Annotated in this window: 21 protein-coding genes; 7 read left to right on the top strand and 14 right to left on the bottom strand. The window is 60.7% G+C overall.

Annotated features, from left to right (window positions below; all coding sequences use genetic code 11):
* The first annotated feature begins 12 nt into the window (after positions 1-12).
* Positions 13-315 carry a metal-sensing transcriptional repressor gene (locus S4A8_RS03100; protein ID WP_209065014.1) on the top strand — a complete coding sequence of 101 codons (303 nt, stop codon included), beginning with the start codon at positions 13-15 and terminating at the stop codon, positions 313-315.
* Here the strand turns inward: S4A8_RS03100 and S4A8_RS03095 are convergent.
* Genes S4A8_RS03095 through S4A8_RS03085 form a run of 3 tightly spaced genes read right to left on the bottom strand, consistent with a single transcriptional unit; the run spans position 312 to position 2404 of the window.
* Positions 312-731 carry a DUF6691 family protein gene (locus S4A8_RS03095; protein WP_353162969.1) on the bottom strand — a complete coding sequence of 140 codons (420 nt, stop codon included), beginning with the start codon at positions 729-731 and terminating at the stop codon, positions 312-314. The genes S4A8_RS03100 and S4A8_RS03095 overlap by 4 nt on opposite strands.
* A gap of 4 nt (positions 732-735) precedes the next feature.
* Entirely contained in the window at positions 736-1170 is a 435-nt protein-coding gene (locus tag S4A8_RS03090; RefSeq protein ID WP_353162967.1) for a YeeE/YedE family protein, read from the bottom strand.
* A gap of 4 nt (positions 1171-1174) precedes the next feature.
* Positions 1175-2404 (bottom strand): NAD(P)/FAD-dependent oxidoreductase, encoded by a 1230-nt coding sequence (locus tag S4A8_RS03085; RefSeq protein ID WP_353162964.1) that lies wholly within the window; start codon positions 2402-2404, stop codon positions 1175-1177.
* Positions 2405-2524: 120 nt separating this feature from the next.
* On the opposite strand from S4A8_RS03085, the gene S4A8_RS03080 reads away from it, so the two are divergent.
* Positions 2525-3391: an MBL fold metallo-hydrolase gene (locus tag S4A8_RS03080; RefSeq protein ID WP_353162961.1), complete on the top strand. Its 867-nt coding sequence runs from the start codon at positions 2525-2527 to the stop codon at positions 3389-3391.
* Between the two features lie 83 nt (positions 3392-3474).
* Positions 3475-3945, top strand: coding sequence for a Dps family protein (locus S4A8_RS03075; RefSeq protein ID WP_353162959.1), 471 nt, complete (start codon positions 3475-3477; stop codon positions 3943-3945).
* 18 nt (positions 3946-3963) lie between these two features.
* On the opposite strand, the gene S4A8_RS03070 is transcribed toward S4A8_RS03075, so the two are convergent.
* The 7 genes from S4A8_RS03070 to S4A8_RS03040 form a co-directional block, all read right to left on the bottom strand.
* Complete coding sequence (locus S4A8_RS03070; RefSeq protein ID WP_209065004.1) at positions 3964-4518, bottom strand: DsrE family protein; 555 nt, start codon at positions 4516-4518, stop codon at positions 3964-3966.
* Between the two features lie 355 nt (positions 4519-4873).
* Positions 4874-5668, bottom strand: coding sequence for a thiol:disulfide interchange protein DsbG (gene dsbG, locus S4A8_RS03065; protein ID WP_353162954.1), 795 nt, complete (start codon positions 5666-5668; stop codon positions 4874-4876).
* Positions 5665-6522 carry a prolipoprotein diacylglyceryl transferase family protein gene (locus S4A8_RS03060; RefSeq protein ID WP_353162951.1) on the bottom strand — a complete coding sequence of 286 codons (858 nt, stop codon included), beginning with the start codon at positions 6520-6522 and terminating at the stop codon, positions 5665-5667. The genes dsbG and S4A8_RS03060 overlap by 4 nt, the downstream gene beginning before the upstream one ends.
* Complete coding sequence (gene dsbD / locus S4A8_RS03055) at positions 6522-8387, bottom strand: protein-disulfide reductase DsbD (protein ID WP_353218985.1); 1866 nt, start codon at positions 8385-8387, stop codon at positions 6522-6524. The genes S4A8_RS03060 and dsbD overlap by 1 nt, the downstream gene beginning before the upstream one ends.
* Positions 8388-8443: 56 nt before the next feature.
* Positions 8444-9331 carry a heme o synthase gene (gene cyoE, locus S4A8_RS03050; protein ID WP_348767896.1) on the bottom strand — a complete coding sequence of 296 codons (888 nt, stop codon included), beginning with the start codon at positions 9329-9331 and terminating at the stop codon, positions 8444-8446.
* A 37-nt stretch (positions 9332-9368) separates the two neighbouring features.
* Complete coding sequence (ctaD, locus tag S4A8_RS03045; RefSeq protein ID WP_209064995.1) at positions 9369-11006, bottom strand: cytochrome c oxidase subunit I; 1638 nt, start codon at positions 11004-11006, stop codon at positions 9369-9371.
* A 48-nt stretch (positions 11007-11054) separates the two neighbouring features.
* Positions 11055-11615 carry a DUF2244 domain-containing protein gene (locus S4A8_RS03040; protein ID WP_353162946.1) on the bottom strand — a complete coding sequence of 187 codons (561 nt, stop codon included), beginning with the start codon at positions 11613-11615 and terminating at the stop codon, positions 11055-11057.
* Between the two features lie 80 nt (positions 11616-11695).
* Between S4A8_RS03040 and S4A8_RS03035 the strand changes: the two genes are divergently transcribed.
* The 3 genes from S4A8_RS03035 (at position 11696) to S4A8_RS03025 (ending at position 14672) form a co-directional block, all read left to right on the top strand.
* Entirely contained in the window at positions 11696-12382 is a 687-nt protein-coding gene (locus tag S4A8_RS03035) for a response regulator (protein WP_353180948.1), read from the top strand.
* Positions 12379-13698 (top strand): sensor histidine kinase, encoded by a 1320-nt coding sequence (locus S4A8_RS03030; RefSeq protein ID WP_353218984.1) that lies wholly within the window; start codon positions 12379-12381, stop codon positions 13696-13698. The genes S4A8_RS03035 and S4A8_RS03030 overlap by 4 nt, the downstream gene beginning before the upstream one ends.
* A gap of 254 nt (positions 13699-13952) precedes the next feature.
* Positions 13953-14672: an OBAP family protein gene (locus S4A8_RS03025; protein ID WP_353180950.1), complete on the top strand. Its 720-nt coding sequence runs from the start codon at positions 13953-13955 to the stop codon at positions 14670-14672.
* Between the two features lie 147 nt (positions 14673-14819).
* Here S4A8_RS03025 and S4A8_RS03020 read toward each other — a convergent pair whose 3' ends face one another.
* Genes S4A8_RS03020 through S4A8_RS03005 form a run of 4 tightly spaced genes read right to left on the bottom strand, consistent with a single transcriptional unit; the run spans position 14820 to position 17671 of the window.
* On the bottom strand, positions 14820-15446 hold the full coding sequence (locus tag S4A8_RS03020; RefSeq protein ID WP_209064990.1) for a class I SAM-dependent methyltransferase: 627 nt from the start codon (positions 15444-15446) through the stop codon (positions 14820-14822).
* A 9-nt stretch (positions 15447-15455) separates the two neighbouring features.
* Positions 15456-15902, bottom strand: coding sequence for a protein tyrosine phosphatase family protein (locus tag S4A8_RS03015; RefSeq protein ID WP_209064989.1), 447 nt, complete (start codon positions 15900-15902; stop codon positions 15456-15458).
* A gap of 31 nt (positions 15903-15933) precedes the next feature.
* The gene (locus S4A8_RS03010) at positions 15934-17016 is read right to left on the bottom strand and encodes a c-type cytochrome (RefSeq protein WP_353162934.1); all 1083 of its coding nucleotides are present in this window, start codon (positions 17014-17016) and stop codon (positions 15934-15936) included.
* On the bottom strand, positions 17009-17671 hold the full coding sequence (locus S4A8_RS03005; protein ID WP_348767509.1) for a c-type cytochrome: 663 nt from the start codon (positions 17669-17671) through the stop codon (positions 17009-17011). The genes S4A8_RS03010 and S4A8_RS03005 overlap by 8 nt, the downstream gene beginning before the upstream one ends.
* Positions 17672-17791: 120 nt before the next feature.
* On the opposite strand from S4A8_RS03005, the gene S4A8_RS03000 reads away from it, so the two are divergent.
* Positions 17792-18613, top strand: coding sequence for a sulfite exporter TauE/SafE family protein (locus S4A8_RS03000; protein WP_209064986.1), 822 nt, complete (start codon positions 17792-17794; stop codon positions 18611-18613).
* The last annotated feature ends 36 nt before the right edge of the window (positions 18614-18649 follow it).

Below are 18649 nucleotides of genomic sequence, written 5' to 3'. Positions count from 1 at the left end.
CTAGTAAACACAATGTCCGAAAATGCCGACATCCTTCCTTTCGACCAGGAATGGGAAGCCAGCAAGTCCGCACTCATTCGGCGTCTGAAACGCGTCGAGGGGCAAGTTCGCGGCTTGCAGGCTATGCTGGAACGTGATGCCGAATGCGAGGACGTAGCGGTTCAAATGACCGCTGCCCGCAAAGCGCTCGACCGTACCTTCTATAACATGCTGTCCTGCGTAATCGAGCGAGAGCTGTCTTGCCAGAAGCTTGATGCGGCCGATGCGCGCGAGCGTCTTAAGTACGCAACGGAGCTATTGTCACGCTACGGCTAGGTACGAGTTGCCAAAAGAAACCGATCGGCTAGCCACCCACCCAATAATATGGCGGGGAGAAAGATAGCGGCTTCTCGAAAGTTGAATACCAAGGCTGCCAAGGCCGGTCCGGGGCAATAACCTGCTAGCCCCCAGCCAACTCCAAAGAGGGCGGCGCCCGATAGTAATCGTCGATCGATAGTCAGCGAGCTGGGTCGGTGGAATGTAGACCCGAATAGCGGGCGTATCCGTTTTCCCAAGAAAGCATTCGTAAGGCTGAATACGGCGAGAGCCATGGCCATGACCAGAGCAAGGCTCGGATCCCACCGGCCCACGGGATCCAGAAAAGCGAGCACTTTCTCCGGGTTCACCATTCCAGAAATCGTCAGCCCGATACCAAAGACCAGGCCGGACGCTAGCGTGATCACGTACTGCATCCGCTCAGCCCGTAAAAAGATGTCGCGTGATAACCGCTGTAACCACGCCGCAGATAAAGAAGACAAGGGTGGCAGCAATGGATCGCGTCGAACCGCGCCCAATTCCGCACACGCCGTGGCCGCTGGTGCAGCCTGACCCTAATCGTGTGCCCATGCCAACCAGCACTCCGCCAGCTATGAGCAGAGGCGTCGGAAAGTTCGTGCGTTCCGGCACGGCGTTCGCGCTGAATAGGGCGATTAGTACAGCGCCGCCGACTATGCCAACCAGGAACATACCTCGCCGCATACGGTCGTCCGTGCGACGCCTTACGACACCGTGCAAATGGCCCGAGACGCCAGCAATACGGCCCGTTCCGATCCATAGCAATGCCGCCGCCACGCCGATAAGCGCACCGCCGACCGACGCAGTCAGTGGCGTAAAATAAAACACCTCAAACACGACGTTATTCCGTTAGATCCGGGCGTGGCTTGGGTTTCGGCCAGTGCCAGTCCAGCCCGCGTAGCATGACCTGCCAGTACAGGGCGGGGAAGAATTGGCTTTTGATTGGCCAGTACATTCGCCGCGAAGTGCGCGGATCCAATGGGAAACTAGAGACCACTTCACCACCGTAGCGGAATTCGGCCAGCATGACCTTGCCATGGGCGACCGTGAGTGGGCACGCCCCGTAACCGTCGTAAGTACGTTTTTTAGCCGATTCCCCCAGGGCCGCGCGCAGTTCAGCGACCACGACTGGGAACTGGCGGCGTACGGCGGCCATGGTCTTCGCATTAGGGGTGTCGGTGCAGTCACCCAAAGCCAGCACATTATCGTAGCGGGTATGCGTGAGCCGGTTCTTATCGACGGTGACCCAGCCGGCGTCGCCCGCGAGTGGACTTCCCTTGATAACGTCCGGCGCAGACTGCGGCGGCACCACGTGGAGCATGTCGAACGCACGCGTTACTGGCCCATCGTCAGTCGAAAAGGTGGCTTCGTGCTTTTCACCGTCCACGGCCACTAGATTGTGTTTGAAATAGGGCGTCGCTCCATACGAAGCAATAACTTTATCGAGCTCCCGTGCATAGGCGGGGACCCCGAACATCGCACCGCCTTGATTATAGAACCCGATCTCCGCCGATATCCCGCGTTTGCGCAGTGTATCGGCGGTCAAGTAAAGCGCTTTCTGCGGAGCGCCGGCGCACTTGATTGGCATAGCCGGCTGCGTAAACAACGCCTTGGCGCCATCGGTCAGCGATTGGGCCAACTCGTGGGTATAGGGTGCGAGGTCGTATCGATAGTTCGAGGTTACGCCGTTGCGCCCCAGTGTCTCGGACAGACCATCAATGGCTTGCCAGTCGATCTGGAGGCCTAGTGCCACTACCAAAAAGTCATAGGTGACCGACTCGCCGGAGGCCAACTCGACGCGATTTTCGTCGGGTGCGAACGCACTGATCGTGGCCCGGATCCAGCGGGCCTTGTCCGGCATAACTTCTTCCTCGCGCCGCTTTGTGTCTTCGGCCCGCATGTCGCCACCACCTACGAGCGTCCAGCCCGGCTGGTAGTAATGCACGTCGCTCGCCTCGATTACAGCGACATCAAGTTGAGGCGATTGCCTCAGTAGGGCGGCGGCGACTGATAGCCCGGCTGTACCACCGCCCGCGACAACGACGCGATGATGGCTTGTGTTGCTCGACATGATTTACTCCGTCTTGCGACGTATACCCCTAAGGGTATAATAGAACCCGAAGGCATTTGCAAATAACCGATTCTTAGGTTGGTGCAATTCTGGTTTCCACAGATTAGAAGGAAGACAACCATGGCGAGCGGCACTCCGGAAGTCGTCGGATTCTTCGACGAAAAGACTTTCAGCGTTCAGTACGTCTGTGTCGATACAGTCAGCAAACACTGTGCGATCATCGACCCGGTACTGAACTACGACGAGAAATCGGCGAGCACGAGCACGGAATCCGCCGATGAGATCGCGGCGTTCGTGCAGTCGCGCGGGCTCACGGTCGACTGGATTCTGGACACACATCCGCATGCGGACCATCTCTCGGCAGCGATCTATCTTCAGGGGCTTTTCGACGCGCCGCGCGCGATCGGCGAGCACGTCATCGACGTCCAAAAGCTCTGGAAGAAGATCTACAACTTCGGTGACGACTTCAAAACTGACGGACACCAGTGGGATCGGCTTTTTGGCGATGGCGACACGTTCACTGTCGGCGAGCTTGAGGCGAGGGTTATGTATTCGCCGGGTCATACCCTGGCCTCGATCACCTACGTGATCGGCGATGCCGCGTTCGTGCACGACACGCTGTTCCAGCCCGACTTCGGTACCGCACGAGCAGATTTCCCAGGCGGCGATGCAGCCACACTCTATCGCTCGATCCAGGCCATTCTTGAGTTGCCGGACGAGACTCGCCTTTTCACCGGTCATGACTACATGCCGGATGGGCGAGAACCGCGCTGGGAGTCCACGGTGGGCGAACAGCGGGAGCGTAACCCGCATCTGCAGAACATGGACGAATCCGCGTATACGGCCTTGCGAAACAAGCGTGATGCGGAACTACCGCTGCCCGCGCTCATGCTCGCCGCGCTTCAGATCAATACGCGGGGAGGGCGCCTCCCTACGCCGGAGAATAACGGCACCGCGTACCTGAAGATCCCAGTGAACGCTTTCTAAAGAGAGCGAGGCAATGCGCAACGTTCCTCACCGACGGGCCGGAGCGAGTCGCACACCTACTCATTCAGCATCTGGAGAACGATATGAGCTCGATTAACACCGGGATAGATGAAGAAGGTCGGATGAACACCGGCGAAGGTTTGAAAAAATTGCTCGCTGATTCTTATACGTTGTATCTGCAAACGCATAACTTCCATTGGAACGTGACCGGCCCGCGCTTTCGCGAGTTGCATCTTATGTTCGAGGAGCAGTACACGGAGTTGGCTGCGGCCGTGGACGAGATCGCGGAGCGCATACGCTCGCTCGATCAGGTCGCGCCGGGTACATATCGCCAGTTCTCGACTTTGAGCTCGATCTCCGAGGTCGAAGACGTGCCTAATGCAGATCGTATGGTCGAGGTTCTAGGTGCGGGACATGAAAAGGTCGTGATGACATGCCGGGATGTACTGCAACGCGCGCAGCATGCCGGTGACGAGTCTTCGGCGGCTCTTGTCTCTGATCGTATGCGCGTGCATGAGAAGACGGCTTGGATGTTGCGGGCGATGGCTAGCTAAGAGAGCGCACGAACATTCTTACTGGGGCACGACAGCGTAGCCGCGACTTTGAAAGATCACCAGATCGCTGAGCGCCGACAATGCAACATCGACCTCATTGTTGACCCATGACTGATCGAACGCATGCTTGGCGAGCGCCTGGCCACATACGTGCAGGGTAACGCCCGCCTTGCGTAGGGCGGCGATCAGCGCGGTGTTGGGGTTGGCCTGTCCGAACTGCTTCTCGTATTGGGCGTCATTCAGAATACCGGGTGTCGCTGGTCCGTGAACCACAACCACGAAGTCGAGCTTTTCAGCGGGCACGCCGGCCGATGCGAACACGTTCACGGCCCGTGCGACGCGTTCCAAGCCCGGGTTCAGCTGGTCGGGGCTCTTCGCTGCTTTGGTCACATCGAATACGGCTTTGTGCTCGGCCTTGACTGAGGGCTGATTGGCTGCTTCGGGGAGTGGTTTGATGCCGCCATAGCCTTCGATGGCCGGGTAGCGCCAGTCGCCCCCTGCGGCCAAGGCGGGGCCAACACTAGCCAATGCGACACTCAAGATGATGAGAGTTGTACGAAACATTGGGGTCATAACGAGCTCCTTTATGCGTTACTGAATGGTTGAACACTGGGCTGGGTGCGCTCGATCCAGTGCCTCCCAAGGCTCTGGGTCAATGTCAGCCCGGGTGTGCCGGATATCGGTTGATACGGCCACCCATGCGACTCCAAACTAGCCAGTCTTCGTTCGAACGTTAGGCGACGCTCGAGAATTCGAACGACGGTGGCCTTAGCCGACGTGGTCGTATTTGCGTCGGTAGCAGTGGGATCATCGATTCGCTCACCCAACGCAGGAATGGCTTTTTGCTGCGCCGTGACTGCCGTTGGCAGGTGCAACGCGTCAGCTGAAGATGCCTTGATGACCACGATTGCCGCGCTGAACGCCCTGATCAGGGTTTGGGTCCCAGAATCTTCTCTACGTCGTCGCCGCGTGGCATGCCCTGTTTGAGTCCGATATCCCCGTTGGTCTTGCGATAGAGAATCGTCGGCGTGGCGAAATAGCCCAAGGCCTCCATGAGGGCGTTGTTGTCCTGGACCTTGTCGCGAGCGGCGTGCGAAATATTCTCGGTGACTTCGATACCGCCGCTGGCGTAGTTGCGCTCCTGGCGTTCCAGTGCAGCCTCCGGATCATCAGCGCCGACGATCGTGGCGGCCTTCGGCACGCTGTCGGCTTTGAGAATACCGACCATGACGTGGCGGATCTGGACGTCACCCGCTTCCACCCAGGGGCGTGCTGTCTGCCAGAACTGGTTGCAGTAAGGGCAGTTCGGATCGGTGATCTCGTAGACGATACGGGGCGCGTCGGCGTCACCATCACGGACCCAAGTGGCGTCTTCCAACTGGTCCCAAGCCTTCTTGTTCTGCGGTCCCGACGATATACGCTCCAGAGGGTCGGCCGTCAGATTGTTGCCCTGTTCGTCGACTAGCGTGCCGAGTACTGCATGCTTGCCGTCCTCCGTTACATAAATCGCCATTGGCCGGCCCTGGACGGTAGCGGCGTATCCGGTCAGCCCGCTTGGGGCATCGAAAGAGCCGAGAATATTCATTCCACGATCCTCCATCGCCGCCACGGGCGCCGGTGAATCGGATTCTTCTTCGGGGGCGGCCCATGCGACCAGCGCGTACATGCCGATGGCGGTAGCGGTGATCGTCAGGATTAGAGATAGTCGTGCGGTTCTGGTCATGGTTGTTCCTCATCATCGTGAGAAGAAGCAGTGGGCGCCGTGTCGAAACGTTCGAGAGCGGCGGTGAGAGTCGCGCGCGACAGCTGGCCCAGATGGCTGTCGACCAAACGCCCGTCGCCGTCGTAGAACAGTGTCGTAGGCAATGCGGCTGATCCGGCCTGCTTGGCCAGATGCCCGCCCGAGTCGCGCAGCACGTGTTCGATGTGCAGATCCTGACTGTCCAGGAAACTCTGGATGGTGGGCGTTGCCTCGGCCTGGTTGGCGAACACGAACAGCACGTCGTCGCGCTCGTTCTGGGCGGCCTCGAGGACGGGCATCTCCGCACGGCAGGGCGGACACCAGGTCGCCCATAGATTGACCACCATCGGCCGGCCCTCGGCTTCGGCCTGTAGCGTAGCTAGATCGGTGGCGCGGCCATCCAGCGTCTGCAGCCGTGCCTCGGGCAGGCTCGCCGCCTGCTGTTCGATCAAGGTGAGCGCGCCGCCGGTCAGCCCCCAGGCGAGGCCGCCGGCGACCAGCGCGGCGGCCAGCGGTGCGCGCAGCAGCGGCCGGCGCCAGACCACGAAGCTTGCGTAGGCGGCCATGCCCAGCAGCCCGCCGATCGCATCGAAACCGCCGTCACGAATGTCGAAAATGCCCAGCGGCGCCGGGCGGTATTCGCCGAAATAGCGGATCACGAACACCAGCCGGGCCGCCACCGCGCCGGCCAGCGCCAGGTTGAACAGCGTGTCGGTGATCGGCACTTCACGCCGGCGCGCGGCAACCTTGCCGGCTATCAACGCCGTAATCAGCGCGAAAAGCATCAGGGCATGGGCGACCGAGATCGCCAGCGGGCCGAGGTTGAAGGACAGCATCAGGAATTCTCCAAGTCGTCACGTGCGCGCTCGAGGTGATCGAGGAAGGCCTCGGCGTCCAGCTCGCCGACGATGCGCGCGCTGCGGGCCTCTTCGCCGTCCGGGCCGATCAGCAGCAGGGTGGGTGGGCCGACGACGCCGTAGTGGCCCATCAGCGCGCGGTCGGCGGCGTCGTTGTCGGTCACGTCCGGGCGCAGCAGCTGCACGTCGTCCAGTGCCGCCTGTACGCGGGCGTCGCCGAAGACTTCGGATTCGATCACCTTGCACGAGATACACCAGTCGGCGTAGAAATCCACGACCGTCCAGCGGCCGTTTTCGCCGGCCTTGGCCACTTGCGCATCAAGAGCGTCGAGATCGGACACGGGCTCGAAACGGGCCATGAAGTCGTCTGTCTGCGCACCGGCTTCGCCGCCCGCGTCGGTCGTGTTCGCGGGCGCGCCGGCAAAGGCCAGCGGCCGCATCGGATCGCTGGCGCCACCGGCGGCGCCGATCACCAGCAGCGCGCCCCAGAGGCCGATCAGAAGGCCGGCTACGCGCGCGATCATCGCTAGCGGTAGCGTCGCCAGGGCGGCGCGCAGCGCGACCTGATAGAGCGTGGTGCCGATGGCGAGCAGCCACGCGCCCCACAGTCCGAGCATCCAGGGGGCGGGCGTCACGCGGGCGACGAACCACAGCGCCATGCCCAGCAGGACGAAACCGAACACCGCCTTCACGCCGTTCATCCACGGCCCCGGGCGTGGCAGGAATCGGGCCCCGAGGCTGCCGGCGAGGACCAGCGGCGCGCCCATGCCCAGGCCGAGCGCGAACAGCGCGCTGCCGCCGATTAGCACGTCGCCGGATTCGGCGATGAACAGCAGCGCCCCGGCCAGCGGCGCGGTCATACACGGGCCGACGATCAGCGCCGATAGTGCGCCCATGACCGCCGCGCCGCCGAGGCTGCCGCCGCGCTGGGCGCTGCTGGCGCGATCCAGCCGGTTACGCAGGGCCGCCGGCAGCTGCAACTCGTAGACGCCGAACATCGCCAGCGCGAGTGCCACGAACACGAGCGCGAATGCGCCCAGCACCCAGGGAGTCTGAAGTGCGGCCTGCAAGTTGGCACCGGCCAGCGCCGCGGCGACGCCGAGTAGGGCATAGGTCAACGCCATCGGCAGCACATAGGCCAGCGACAGAGTCAGGCCGCGCCGGCCGCGCGCGCCGCTGCCCACGATCAGGCTGGTCAGGATTGGAACCATGGGCAGTACGCAGGGTGTGAATACCAGCAGCAGCCCGAGCCCGAAGAACACCAGTAGCACCCAGGCCGTGTTGCTGTCTGACAGCTGCGCGGCCAACGACTGATCCTCGCCGAGGGCGTCGGATTTCCCGGCTTTGGCTTGCGCCGTCGTAGTGCCGGCGCCTTCGTCGTTCGAGTCCACGGGGGCGGCCGTGCCGCCGCCCAAGTTGTAGTCGGCCAAATCCAGCGTTGCGCGCTGCGGTGGATAGCATAGGCCGGCCTCCGCACAGCCCTGCCAGGTCAGTTCGACGGTTTGAGCGTTACCGGGGTCGACGCGGACCGCGACCGAGTCGTGATATACCTCGGATTTGCCGAAGAATTCGTCCTCGATGGGCTGGCCGTGCGGCATCTCGACGGCGGCCACAGGTGCCGGTTTGCCGGCAAAATCGAATTGATGCCGATACAAATAGTAGCCGTCAGCGATCGTCCAGCTTACGGTCAGCGTGTCGTCCGCGTTGACCGAGACGTCATAAGTAAAGGCCTCGCCCACGGAAAGGAAATCGTTTGACGAAGCCGTACCGGCGGCCAGCGCACTGGGACCGCACAACAAAATCAAGACCACAATGGCCAGCCGACGATACGGGAAAAGAGTCATCTAACGCGCTCCTGTCTGCACTGATGCACAAGATAAGGACCGCGGTTAAGTCAGGATTAAAAAGCCTCTCGCATCAGCAACGGCGCTAGGTGATGATCCACCAGCAATGCCGTGAACAGTGCCATCAGGTAGAAGATCGAATAGCCGAAGGTGCGCATCGCCAGCCCCGGCTTCGGCGCGTATTTCAGCCGGATCGCGTAGATCAGGAACCAGCCGGACAGGCCGATCGCGCTGATCAGATACAACGGTCCGCTCATGCCGGTCGCGAACGGCAGCAGCGACACGATGAACAGCAGCACCGTATAGAGCAGCACCTGGGTACGGGTGTACTCGAGCCCGTGGGTAACCGGCAACATCGGAATATCGACCTCCGCATATTCGCGATGGCGCTCGATCGCTAGCGCCCAGAAATGCGGTGGCGTCCAGATGAAGATAATCAGGAACAGGATCAACGCGTGCACGTCGACTGTTCCGGTGACGGCGACCCATCCGAGCACCGGCGGAGCCGCCCCTGCCGCACCGCCAATGACGATGTTCTGTGGCGTCGCACGCTTGAGATAGACGGTATAGACGCCGGCATAGCCGACCAGCGTGACCAGCGTTAGCCAGGCGGTCAGTGGGTTGACCAGCCAGAGCAGGATCGCCATGCCGATCAGGCCGATGGCGGCGGCAAAACGCGCCGACTGCACCATGTCCAGATGGCCAGTGACCAACGGGCGCTTGCGGGTACGCGCCATGCGCTGATCGGCCTTGCGATCGAGCATCTGGTTAACCGCGGCGGCGGAAGCTGCCATCAGCCCGATGCCGAGCGTGCCGAAAAGAAGTGCATCGATCGGCACCATACCGGGCGTGGCCAGAAACATGCCCACCATCGCGGTGAACACGATCAGAAGCACCACGCGCGGCTTGCACAGCTCGTAGTAATCAGTAAGACGCGTAGGCATGCGCATTATTGAATCGATGCGCACGAAGAATAGCGCGCTACGCCAGCTCGCGCGGGTCGATCTTCGGCGGCTGCTCGAAGGTGTGGTACGGCGCGGGCGATGCCACTGTCCATTCCAGGCCTCGTGCGCCTTCCCATACACGTCCGGTCGCCTTCTTCCCGGCACCGCGCATGCACATGATCATGTTGTAGATGAACACGAACTGCCCGAGGAAGAACAGCAGTGCGCCCAGCGACGAGATCATGTTGAAATCGGTGAACTGCACCGCGTAATCCGGGATACGACGCGGCATGCCGGCCAGACCCAGGAAGTGTTGCGGGAAGAACAGTACGTTGATCCAGACCGCACTCCACCAGAAATGGAACTGGCCGAGCTTCTCGTTGTACATCACGCCGGTCCACTTCGGAATCCAGTAGTAGATGGCTGCGATGATCGAGAAGATCGCGCCCGGCACCAGCACGTAGTGGAAGTGCGCGACCACGAAGTAGGAATCGTGATACTGGAAGTCGACCGGGGTGAGCGCCAGCATCAGGCCCGAAAAGCCACCGATGGTGAACAGCACGACGAAACCGAGCGCGAACAGCATCGGCGTCTCGAAGGTCATCGAGCCACGCCACATGGTGGCAACCCAGTTGAACACCTTCACGCCTGTCGGTACGGCGATGAGCATGGTCGCGAACATGAAGAACAGCTCGGCCGAGACCGGCATGCCCACGGTAAACATGTGATGCGCCCACACGATGAAGCTAAGGAACGCGATCGAGGCCACGGCGTAGACCATCGAGTCATGCCCGAACAGCGCCTTGCGGGCGAACGTCGGGATGATGGTCGACACGATGCCGAAGGCCGGCAAAATCATGATGTAGACCTCCGGATGCCCGAAGAACCAGAAGATGTGCTGGAACAGGACCGGGTCACCACCACCCGCGGCATCGAAGAAGGTCGTGCCGAAGAAGTGATCGGTCAGCAGCATCGTGACCGCACCGGCGAGCACCGGCATCACCGCGATAAGCAGGTAGGCGGTGATCAGCCAGGTCCACACGAACAGCGGCATCTTGAGCAGCGGCATATCCGGCGCGCGCATGTTCAGGATCGTGACCACGATGTTGATCGCGCCCGTGATCGACGAAATACCGGCCAGATGGATGGCAAACACCATCAGCGGCAGCGCGTTACCGGTCTGCATGACCAGCGGCGGATACATGGTCCAGCCCGAAGCCGGCGCACCACCGGAAACGAACAGCGTGCCCAGCAGCATCGAGAACGCGAACGGCAGGATCCAGAAACCCCAGTTGTTCACGCGCGGCAGCGCCAGATCGGAACAACCGATCATCATCGGCACCATCCAGTTCGCAAGCCCCACGAACGCCGGCATGACGCCGCCAAAGATCATCACCAGCGCGTGCAGCGTGATCATCTCGTTATAGAAGCCGGGGTCGACAAACTGGATGCCCGGCGCGAACAGCTCGGCTCTGATTATCAGCGACATCACGCCGCCGATGAACAGCATGGTCAGCGAAAAGATCAGGTACAGCGTGCCCAGATCCTTATGGTTCGTGGTGCCGATCCAGCGTTTCATCCACGGCCATACGCCATCGGCCAGCGTCACCGGCCCGTGGTGGTGATCGTCATGACCGTGGTGGTCGTGGGTATCGGTCGGATTGACAGTACTCATCACAAACTCTCCAATTCGTAGCGCCCGACTTAGCTCGTTACTCCGTGACTAAGATTCGATCGAGCGAGCGGTAACCCACTCCTTTAGCCGTTCGGCTACCTCAGCCCGTTCCTCTTCAGTCAGGAGGGCCCCGATCTCGCAGCCGTGCCCGTGGCGTGTTACGAGAAGGCGCGACCGGCCATTTCGATGAACACTGCTGGAAAGCCGAACTTGTGTGAGTAGACGCGGAAATTCCCATTGGCGCTCGGGCTTAGCAGTACCCGCGACGATCTCAATACGTTCGTCGGTGATCGACACGATTTCCCGGTAGCTGTTCGCTTTTACGCTCGCATAGAGAGCGGTGCCGAGGGCCGCCATCTCGAGGCCGGCGAAGGGCAGAACTGGCCAGAGCCCTAACGTCATAAAAAACAGAGCGATAGAGAAAGAAACGCCGCACATGGCTAAGAAGCACCACTGTGCCTGTGCTCTCGTCAGCGATGCATTCGGGGCGATGACGAGACGACGGGTGGGCGTGTTGGATATTGCGTCGACCATAGCGATCTGGCTTCTATGGCAATATGGCTCGTGTTCAATAACATATACCCGTACGGGTATATAAACAATGGTCATGCAGGCAAACCTTTGCCCGCGGTTAATCCTCACTTCATCGGCTTCGGGATGATCCCAAGTACGCAAGAAAGAACTACTGAATGCATATACTTCTAATCGAAGACGATGCGCTAGTCGGGGCCGGTATTCGTTCTGCGCTCGAAACCGTTGGGTACACGGTCGATTGGGCGACAAGTGGGGAAGAGGCGGGGTTAGCTTTGAGTGCGGTGGCGAGCGATATCGCCATACTCGATCTCGGTTTGCCGGATATGGACGGCGTCGCGTTATTAAGGGATTGGCGCAAGCGCGGTGTCGCGCTCCCAGTGCTAGTCCTGACAGCGCGTGATGGTCTCGCGGATCGTGTGAGCGGGCTGCAAGCGGGGGCAGATGATTATTTACTGAAGCCCTTCGATCTCGATGAACTTATCGCGAGAGTACAGGCGCTGCTAAGGCGGGCAGGGGGCCACGCCGGACCGATTGTCGAGCATGGTCCAATCACTCTCGATCCCACGACGCAAACAGTGTATTGCGAGGAGCGGGAGGTTGAACTCACCCGCCGCGAATATGCGCTTCTGTCCAAGCTTCTGCATGCCCGGCGATCAATTCTCACAGCTGAGCAACTTAAGGACGCCCTCTACGGTATTGAGGCCGAGGTCGAAAGTAATGCGATCAACGTCCATATCTATCATCTGCGGCGAAAGCTAGGCGCTGGCCTCGTGCGCACGGTGCGGGGCTTGGGTTATCGATTGGGTAACGCTTCGGACATCGGTAAGCGGAGCACGCCTTGAGTTTACGCTGGCGTCTTTTATTAACACTGGGCCTGTCCTTTGCGGCGCTGTGGGGGCTCGTTGCCGTCTGGCTATATAGCGACTTGCAAGATCAGGTGCGCGATACATTGGACCAGCGTCTGGCTGCTTCCGCCCGGATGGTGGCGGGCCTGGTCGCCCAGTTGCCCGACTCGGCCTGGCAAAATACGGGCGACCCTGTTCTTTCGGTACCGAGCAGCGCTGGCGTAGCGTGTCAGATCAATGCGCCGAGCGGACGCGTTCTGATGCGCACCCACGGCCAATTCGACGATGGCCTCGAGTCGCCGGCACCCGGTTTCACCGACCGCGATATCGACGGCGAACGCTGGCGCTTGTTCACCTACGTTCAGAACGGCGTGCATATCACGACCGCTGACCGACTCGTCGAGCGTAGCGCCCTCCAACGCAACGTGATCGCGGTCGCAGCTGTGCCGTTTGCCGTAGCACTGCTCGGCAGCCTGGTAGTGCTCTGGTTCGGTATAAGACGCGGACTCCGCCCGCTCGAGCGTTTGCGTGGCGAACTGTCCCGACGAGCGCCGGATACACTCATACCAGTCGAAATCGACGATGCGCCTAAAGAGCTCCGACCTGCGGTCGATACGCTCAACCAGCTGCTCGCCCGAACCGGCGAGACGCTCGCCCGCGAACAGCGTTTCACCAGCGATGCCGCACACGAACTGCGCACTCCGCTGACAGCAATCAAGACCCATGTTCAGCTTGCCAAACGGCTCGACGGAAATGAGGCGTACGCCGCGCTCGCACAGGCCGAGGCGGGTATCGCGCGGCTGCAGCGCACGCTCGAGCAATTGTTACTGCTCGCACGGGTCGAGGCTGGCGAGTCGCATTTCGATATGGCGCAGGCGACAAGTTCGGCGATCGCAACCGCAGCGTTGGCTGATCTGCCGAACGGCGGACGCGTCGGGATTCATGAGAATGGTGTGGCGATACCCGTTGCGGTGCCCAAGGCGCTCGCCACTGCCGCTCTGCGCAATCTGCTCGATAACGCGCTGCGGCATACGCGAGCCGATCGTGAGGTCTCGCTGGCTATTGAAGTCAAAGCGGCGCGCGTGACGTTCGTCGTTTGCGATCAGGGTGATTGGCCTGCCGATCGTGACACGCAACCCCTGACCCAGCGCTTCTGGCGTGGCGAGGCGTCGCGCGCGGGCGCCGGCAGCGGTTTGGGACTAACCATTGCTGCCGCGATTGCCCAGCGCTTTGCCGGCGAGCTCGCCTTCGAGCCACGTCCCGGCGGCGGCTTGGCGGTGCGTCTTTCCTGGCCCCGAGCGGCACCGTCTTAGACGTGACCGGCCGATGACGCAAGCCGATGTCCTCACCAAATGCATCGTATATCGAGAACCGATCTAGTCGTTCAAAGTGGCGTCTCAGAATAGGAGGCGCAGGGTTTTCCCGGATACAGTCCTTAACGGCAAGACCTTATGTTGGGTCTGCGTAACATAGAGGCATCTAGGAGATAGTAGTGAGGAGTTCGGCATTGCCTGACGTGGTGGGCGTTGCGGCGCTGAGCACGATTTTACTGGCCGGTTGCACAGGTATGGGACGTACTGGGCCCGCTGCGGAAGTCGATGGCAGTCCCGACAGCATGAAAACGAACGTGCTCGAGGCCGGTGCAGACGCGTTACAGACCGATGCGCCGACGGATCAACTCGATATTTATCTGGTCGGGTTCCACCCGATGAAGAACAAACCAGAAGAGCAGTTTGAGGCGCATCACTTTTGCCAGCAGGTGAACGAAGATTTCGCACAATGCTCGCTCTATGACGGTAATACGTCCCACGCGAACATGACGGGTATCGAATACATAATTTCCGAAAAACTGTTCAAGCGGCTACCGGAGAAGGAAAAGCAGTACTGGCATCCGCATAACGGTGAAATTCTTTCGGGCCAGCTTGTCGCGCCCAATCTTCCCGAAGCGGCTGACCACGAGCTGATGAAGGAGAAGATGAACAGCTACGGCAAAACCTGGCATACCTGGAATACAACACGTAGTGCTGAAGGAAAGGTGCGATTACCCTTAGGCGAACCGTCTCTGGCGTGGTCGTTCAACCGCTTCGGTGAGCCCAAACCTGGGTTGGTCGAGGATCGTGATAAGCGAATGAATATCGATACGGCCGACCGTCGGCGGAATCGGCAGGATCTGCTGCCTTTGGCGAAACCGCAGCAGGGCGTGGATGTGCTCAAAGGGCAGTTTCCGCGAGGCACCCAGGCGATTCCGGGTGTCGAAGATAAGTCGTCAAACGTGCAATCGCAGTGAATGCATGCAGAGCGAGGGGCTGAGCCTTAGGCCCTCGATCATTTTCGGGTGCCTGTCGAAGCCTTACGGTTGGGGAGCGGGGACTTTATTCCCGTGCAACGCGTGACCTCGTATCGCCAGGGCGCAACGTTTGTATCCAAATAGCGCTTATTTGGCGGGGTGTTTGCTAGCGAGCCCACGGAAGTGCCAAGTGAGTGGTTTCGGCCCCTGAATATAGCCGGAGTCGAGCGTGTCTATGGAAAAGCCTGCGTCGGTCAGTAACTCGGGTACGTTGCGATCCAGGTGACAACCGCCTGCAATATGCCGCCACGCCGGCGTAAGGCGCTGCTGCCAACGCGCCACTTTCGCCTCCGGCGAGCGGCCGTGTTCGCAGAACAGCATCGTGCCGTTCGGTTTGAGCACGCGGCGCATTTCGCGCAGGGCTAAGAACGGATCGGGAATACTACACAGACTATAAGTCACTAGCACGGTGTCGAAATGGTCGTCTTCGGCCGGTATCTGTTCGGCGCTAACGGCCATTAGCGATACGGATAGGCGCGTTTCGGACAGCCGTCGCCGCGCACGCGGATGCATTTCAGCCGCGGGATCAAGCCCGACGATCGTATCCACGTTCGCTGGGTTGTAGTGGGGCAGGTTACGGCCGGTCCCGATACCGATTTCGAGCACACGCCCGCGCGCCTGAGGAACCAGACGCGCGCGTTCACGCTCTACGGCAGGCAGGCCGCACGCGCAATCAAGCACGTGCGGCAGGATATAGCGGTTATACAGACCCATGCGGCAGACTCAGTCGAGTTTCTTTTGTATCGCGGCGAACAGGGGCGACTCGGGGTTTAGGCCCGCATCCAAGCCGACCTGAAGCGCTTCGTCCGCGTTTTTACCCTGAAGGTAGCGTGCACGATAGGCCATAAGCCCGCCCACGCGGTTCGAGCTCCCGCAATGCACGATTGCCGGGCGCTGATCCTCTGCGAGTGCTGCGTCAAGCGTGCGCGCACTCGCGTCGTTGATGTCCTCGGGGCCGGCGACAGGAATATGAACGTAATGCATTCCTGCTTCGGCTATCAGCGCGGCTTCATCGAACTCATCGAATTCGCCGGCGGGCCGCAGATTGACGACGGTTCGCACACCGCCAGCCAACGCTTCTTTCAGCTGTGCCGCTGACGGCTGGCCGGCTGCGACCACGTTGTTCTCAAGCGGGTGGGCATTGGCTATGTTCGAAGCGTAATCGGTCATGGGGTCTCCTTCGGTTCGAATGCGCGATTGGTCACGGCTGGTTCACCTTGGCGGCCGTTCCCGAGGGTGGGGCATCTTGACCGAGCACGACGCCGTTCACGGTCTGGCCGTACATCGAGTGCTCGCCGTGATATTGCTCCGCGGTCTCGCTGACCGATCCGGTGAAACGCGGATCCTGCGGGCGCTCTTGGCTATCGATAAATCGGGCCACATCCCAAGCCTGTTGATCGGATAGCGTCGCCGCGCCCAGCGGCATGTTGGCCTTGATGAAACCGGCGGCGGTGTTCACGCGATGCATGCCCGCGCCCCAGTTGTAGGAGCGCGGTCCCCACAGAGGCGGAAACGCCAGACTGCCGTCCGCCGCTCGCTGACCTTGCCCGTCACTGCCATGACACAGGGCGCAGTGGTCGGCGAACACCTGTTTGCCGCGTGTGAAGCTTGGTGGCTGTTCGGGGGCCTCGAGTTCGGAATAGCCGCGCCCCGGGAGATTCTTGGCAACCGGCGCGCCGCTGGCCAGCCAATAGGCATAGGACTCGAGCGCGACGAGCACCTCGTCACCGCGCGGCGGCGGTGTGCCGTTCATGCTGTAGCGAAAACAGCCTTGGATACGCTCGGCGAAATCGTTGACGTGCTTGTTCTTGCCACGATACGCGGGGTACATCGCCCACGCCGCCCAGAGCGGTGCGGAATCCGGCCGACGGCCTTCGTCTAGATGGCAATTGGCACATTGCAGGTCGTTACCGACGAATTGATCGGCGTGCTGCTGCGTGTCGGTGAAGATGTCGCGGCCTTTACGAACCATGGCGCCGAACTCGTCGTCCGGGATCTCGCTGCGTGCGGGTGGGGCAAAATCGTCAGCCGCACTCGCAGCGCCGGGCTGCGCCGCGCCCGGAAGCGGTTCGCTTCTCTCGGACGCCGCGTTACCCGATACAGCCACGTCCTCAGATTTCGTGGCGCTCTCTGTCGTGTCGCCTCTAGCTGCGGGAGCGGCGTTCGCAGTTTTTGCCTGTGCTGGCGTCGGCGCGCTCTGATCCCGCGTGCCAACCCAGAAAATAACTGCGGCGAGCATGGCAAACGACACCGCGACCGTTAAAAGCGGAATACGATTACTCATGATCTAGCCCCTTGGCGGGTGCCGGTGATTGCGCAGCGAAGTATTGGGCGACTGGCTTGATATCCGATTCGTCCAACTTAGCGGCGATCGACGCCATCAAACCCATGGGCCCGCCGGGTCGCTTGCCATTGCGCCAGGCCCGCAACTGACCTTCGAGATAAGCTGCTGGTTGGCCGGCGAGGGCGGGGAAGTGCTCGCCCACACCCACACCCGCCGGGCCATGGCATTGGACACACGCGGGAATATCGTTCGCCCAACGGCCATGTTCCGCGAGCTCGGCGCCAGTATCGGGTGGGTTATCCGATTGTCCTTTGCTTGCCTGCGCGCCTTCTGCGGAAAGCTGACTGTAATAGGTGGCCATCGCGCTTCGCTGGTCCGTGGACAACGCACTAGCAATCGGCTGCATGACCGCATTCTCGCGCGCGCCGCTGGCGAAGGCGTCGAGCTGCGCCTCGAGATAGGGCGCGCCGAGCCCGGCAAGGCGGGGAAAGCCGGCGGCCGCATTGCCTTCGCCATGCGCGCCATGGCAGCTACTACAGGGCGCGATGTTCTCGCCGAGGCCTTGATTCGCTATATCGCTTGGACTTGCCTGTACCCAAGGCGAGACCGATAGAAGCCACACAAGCGCAGAAAGGGTGCATTTACGTATTGCCATTGTTAGAGCCTCCGCTTGGACCATTCCATCGTACCCCTACACGTATCTGTATACTACCGAGGCATAAAGATAGAGCAATTAGTTCTATCGGAATTGATATCCAGATGGTGGATGAGCGCCATGAGTGTGATTTTCGGAGTTCTGGTAGGCCTTGCCCTTGGCCTGACAGGCGGAGGCGGTTCGATTTTCGCAGTGCCGCTATTGATTTACGGCCTCGGCGAACCGGCGCAGGCTGCGATAGCGGTATCGCTCGGCGCAGTCGCAATTACCGCGGCGTTCGGGGCAGCAGAGTCCTATTGGCGCGGGTTAATCGAACTCAGAGCAGGACTCATCTTTGCAGTGGCAGGAGTTGCGACTGCGCCGGTCGGCGTCTATCTGGGCGATCTGGTTGACGAAGCTACGATTACGGCGCTATTCGCTGGCGTGATGATCCTCGTGGCTACAAGGATGTTTCGAAGCGCGCGCCGTGCGGGTGATGACTCGAAAGTCGTACGGGCGAGGCCGGCCGCCGACGCTCATGACGACCCGGGCACCGTTTGTCACTACAGCCGCGATGGCCAACTCCGGCTGAACGCGCCATGTAGCGCAGCGCTTGTAGCCGTCGGAGTTCTCGTCGGTGTCCTCTCCGGCTTTTTCGGCGTGGGTGGCGGCTTTCTAATCGTACCGGCGCTGATCATGATCACCGAAATGGGAATTCACAGAGCCGTCGCAACTTCCCTTTTGGTGATTACGCTTATTGGGTTATCTGGACTCACATCAGCGGTTTTTTCCGGTCGTGATATCGACTGGGCACTGACCGGCTTATTCATACTCGGTGGTGTTTTGGGGATGATCGGGGGCCGTACGTTGTCACGCTATATCGCTGGCCCGTCGCTACAGCTGGTTTTTTCGATCGCCATGCTGCTCACTGCCGGCTACATGATATTCAAAACGTTCTCGTAATTGAGGAATCACACTGACCAATGGCCGCATGCGGCC

The organism is Salinisphaera sp. S4-8 (assembly GCF_040361235.1).
Lineage (GTDB): Bacteria > Pseudomonadota > Gammaproteobacteria > Nevskiales > Salinisphaeraceae > Salinisphaera.
Note: the sequence above shows the minus strand (reverse complement) of the source record. Positions and strands in the feature narration are given on the sequence as shown.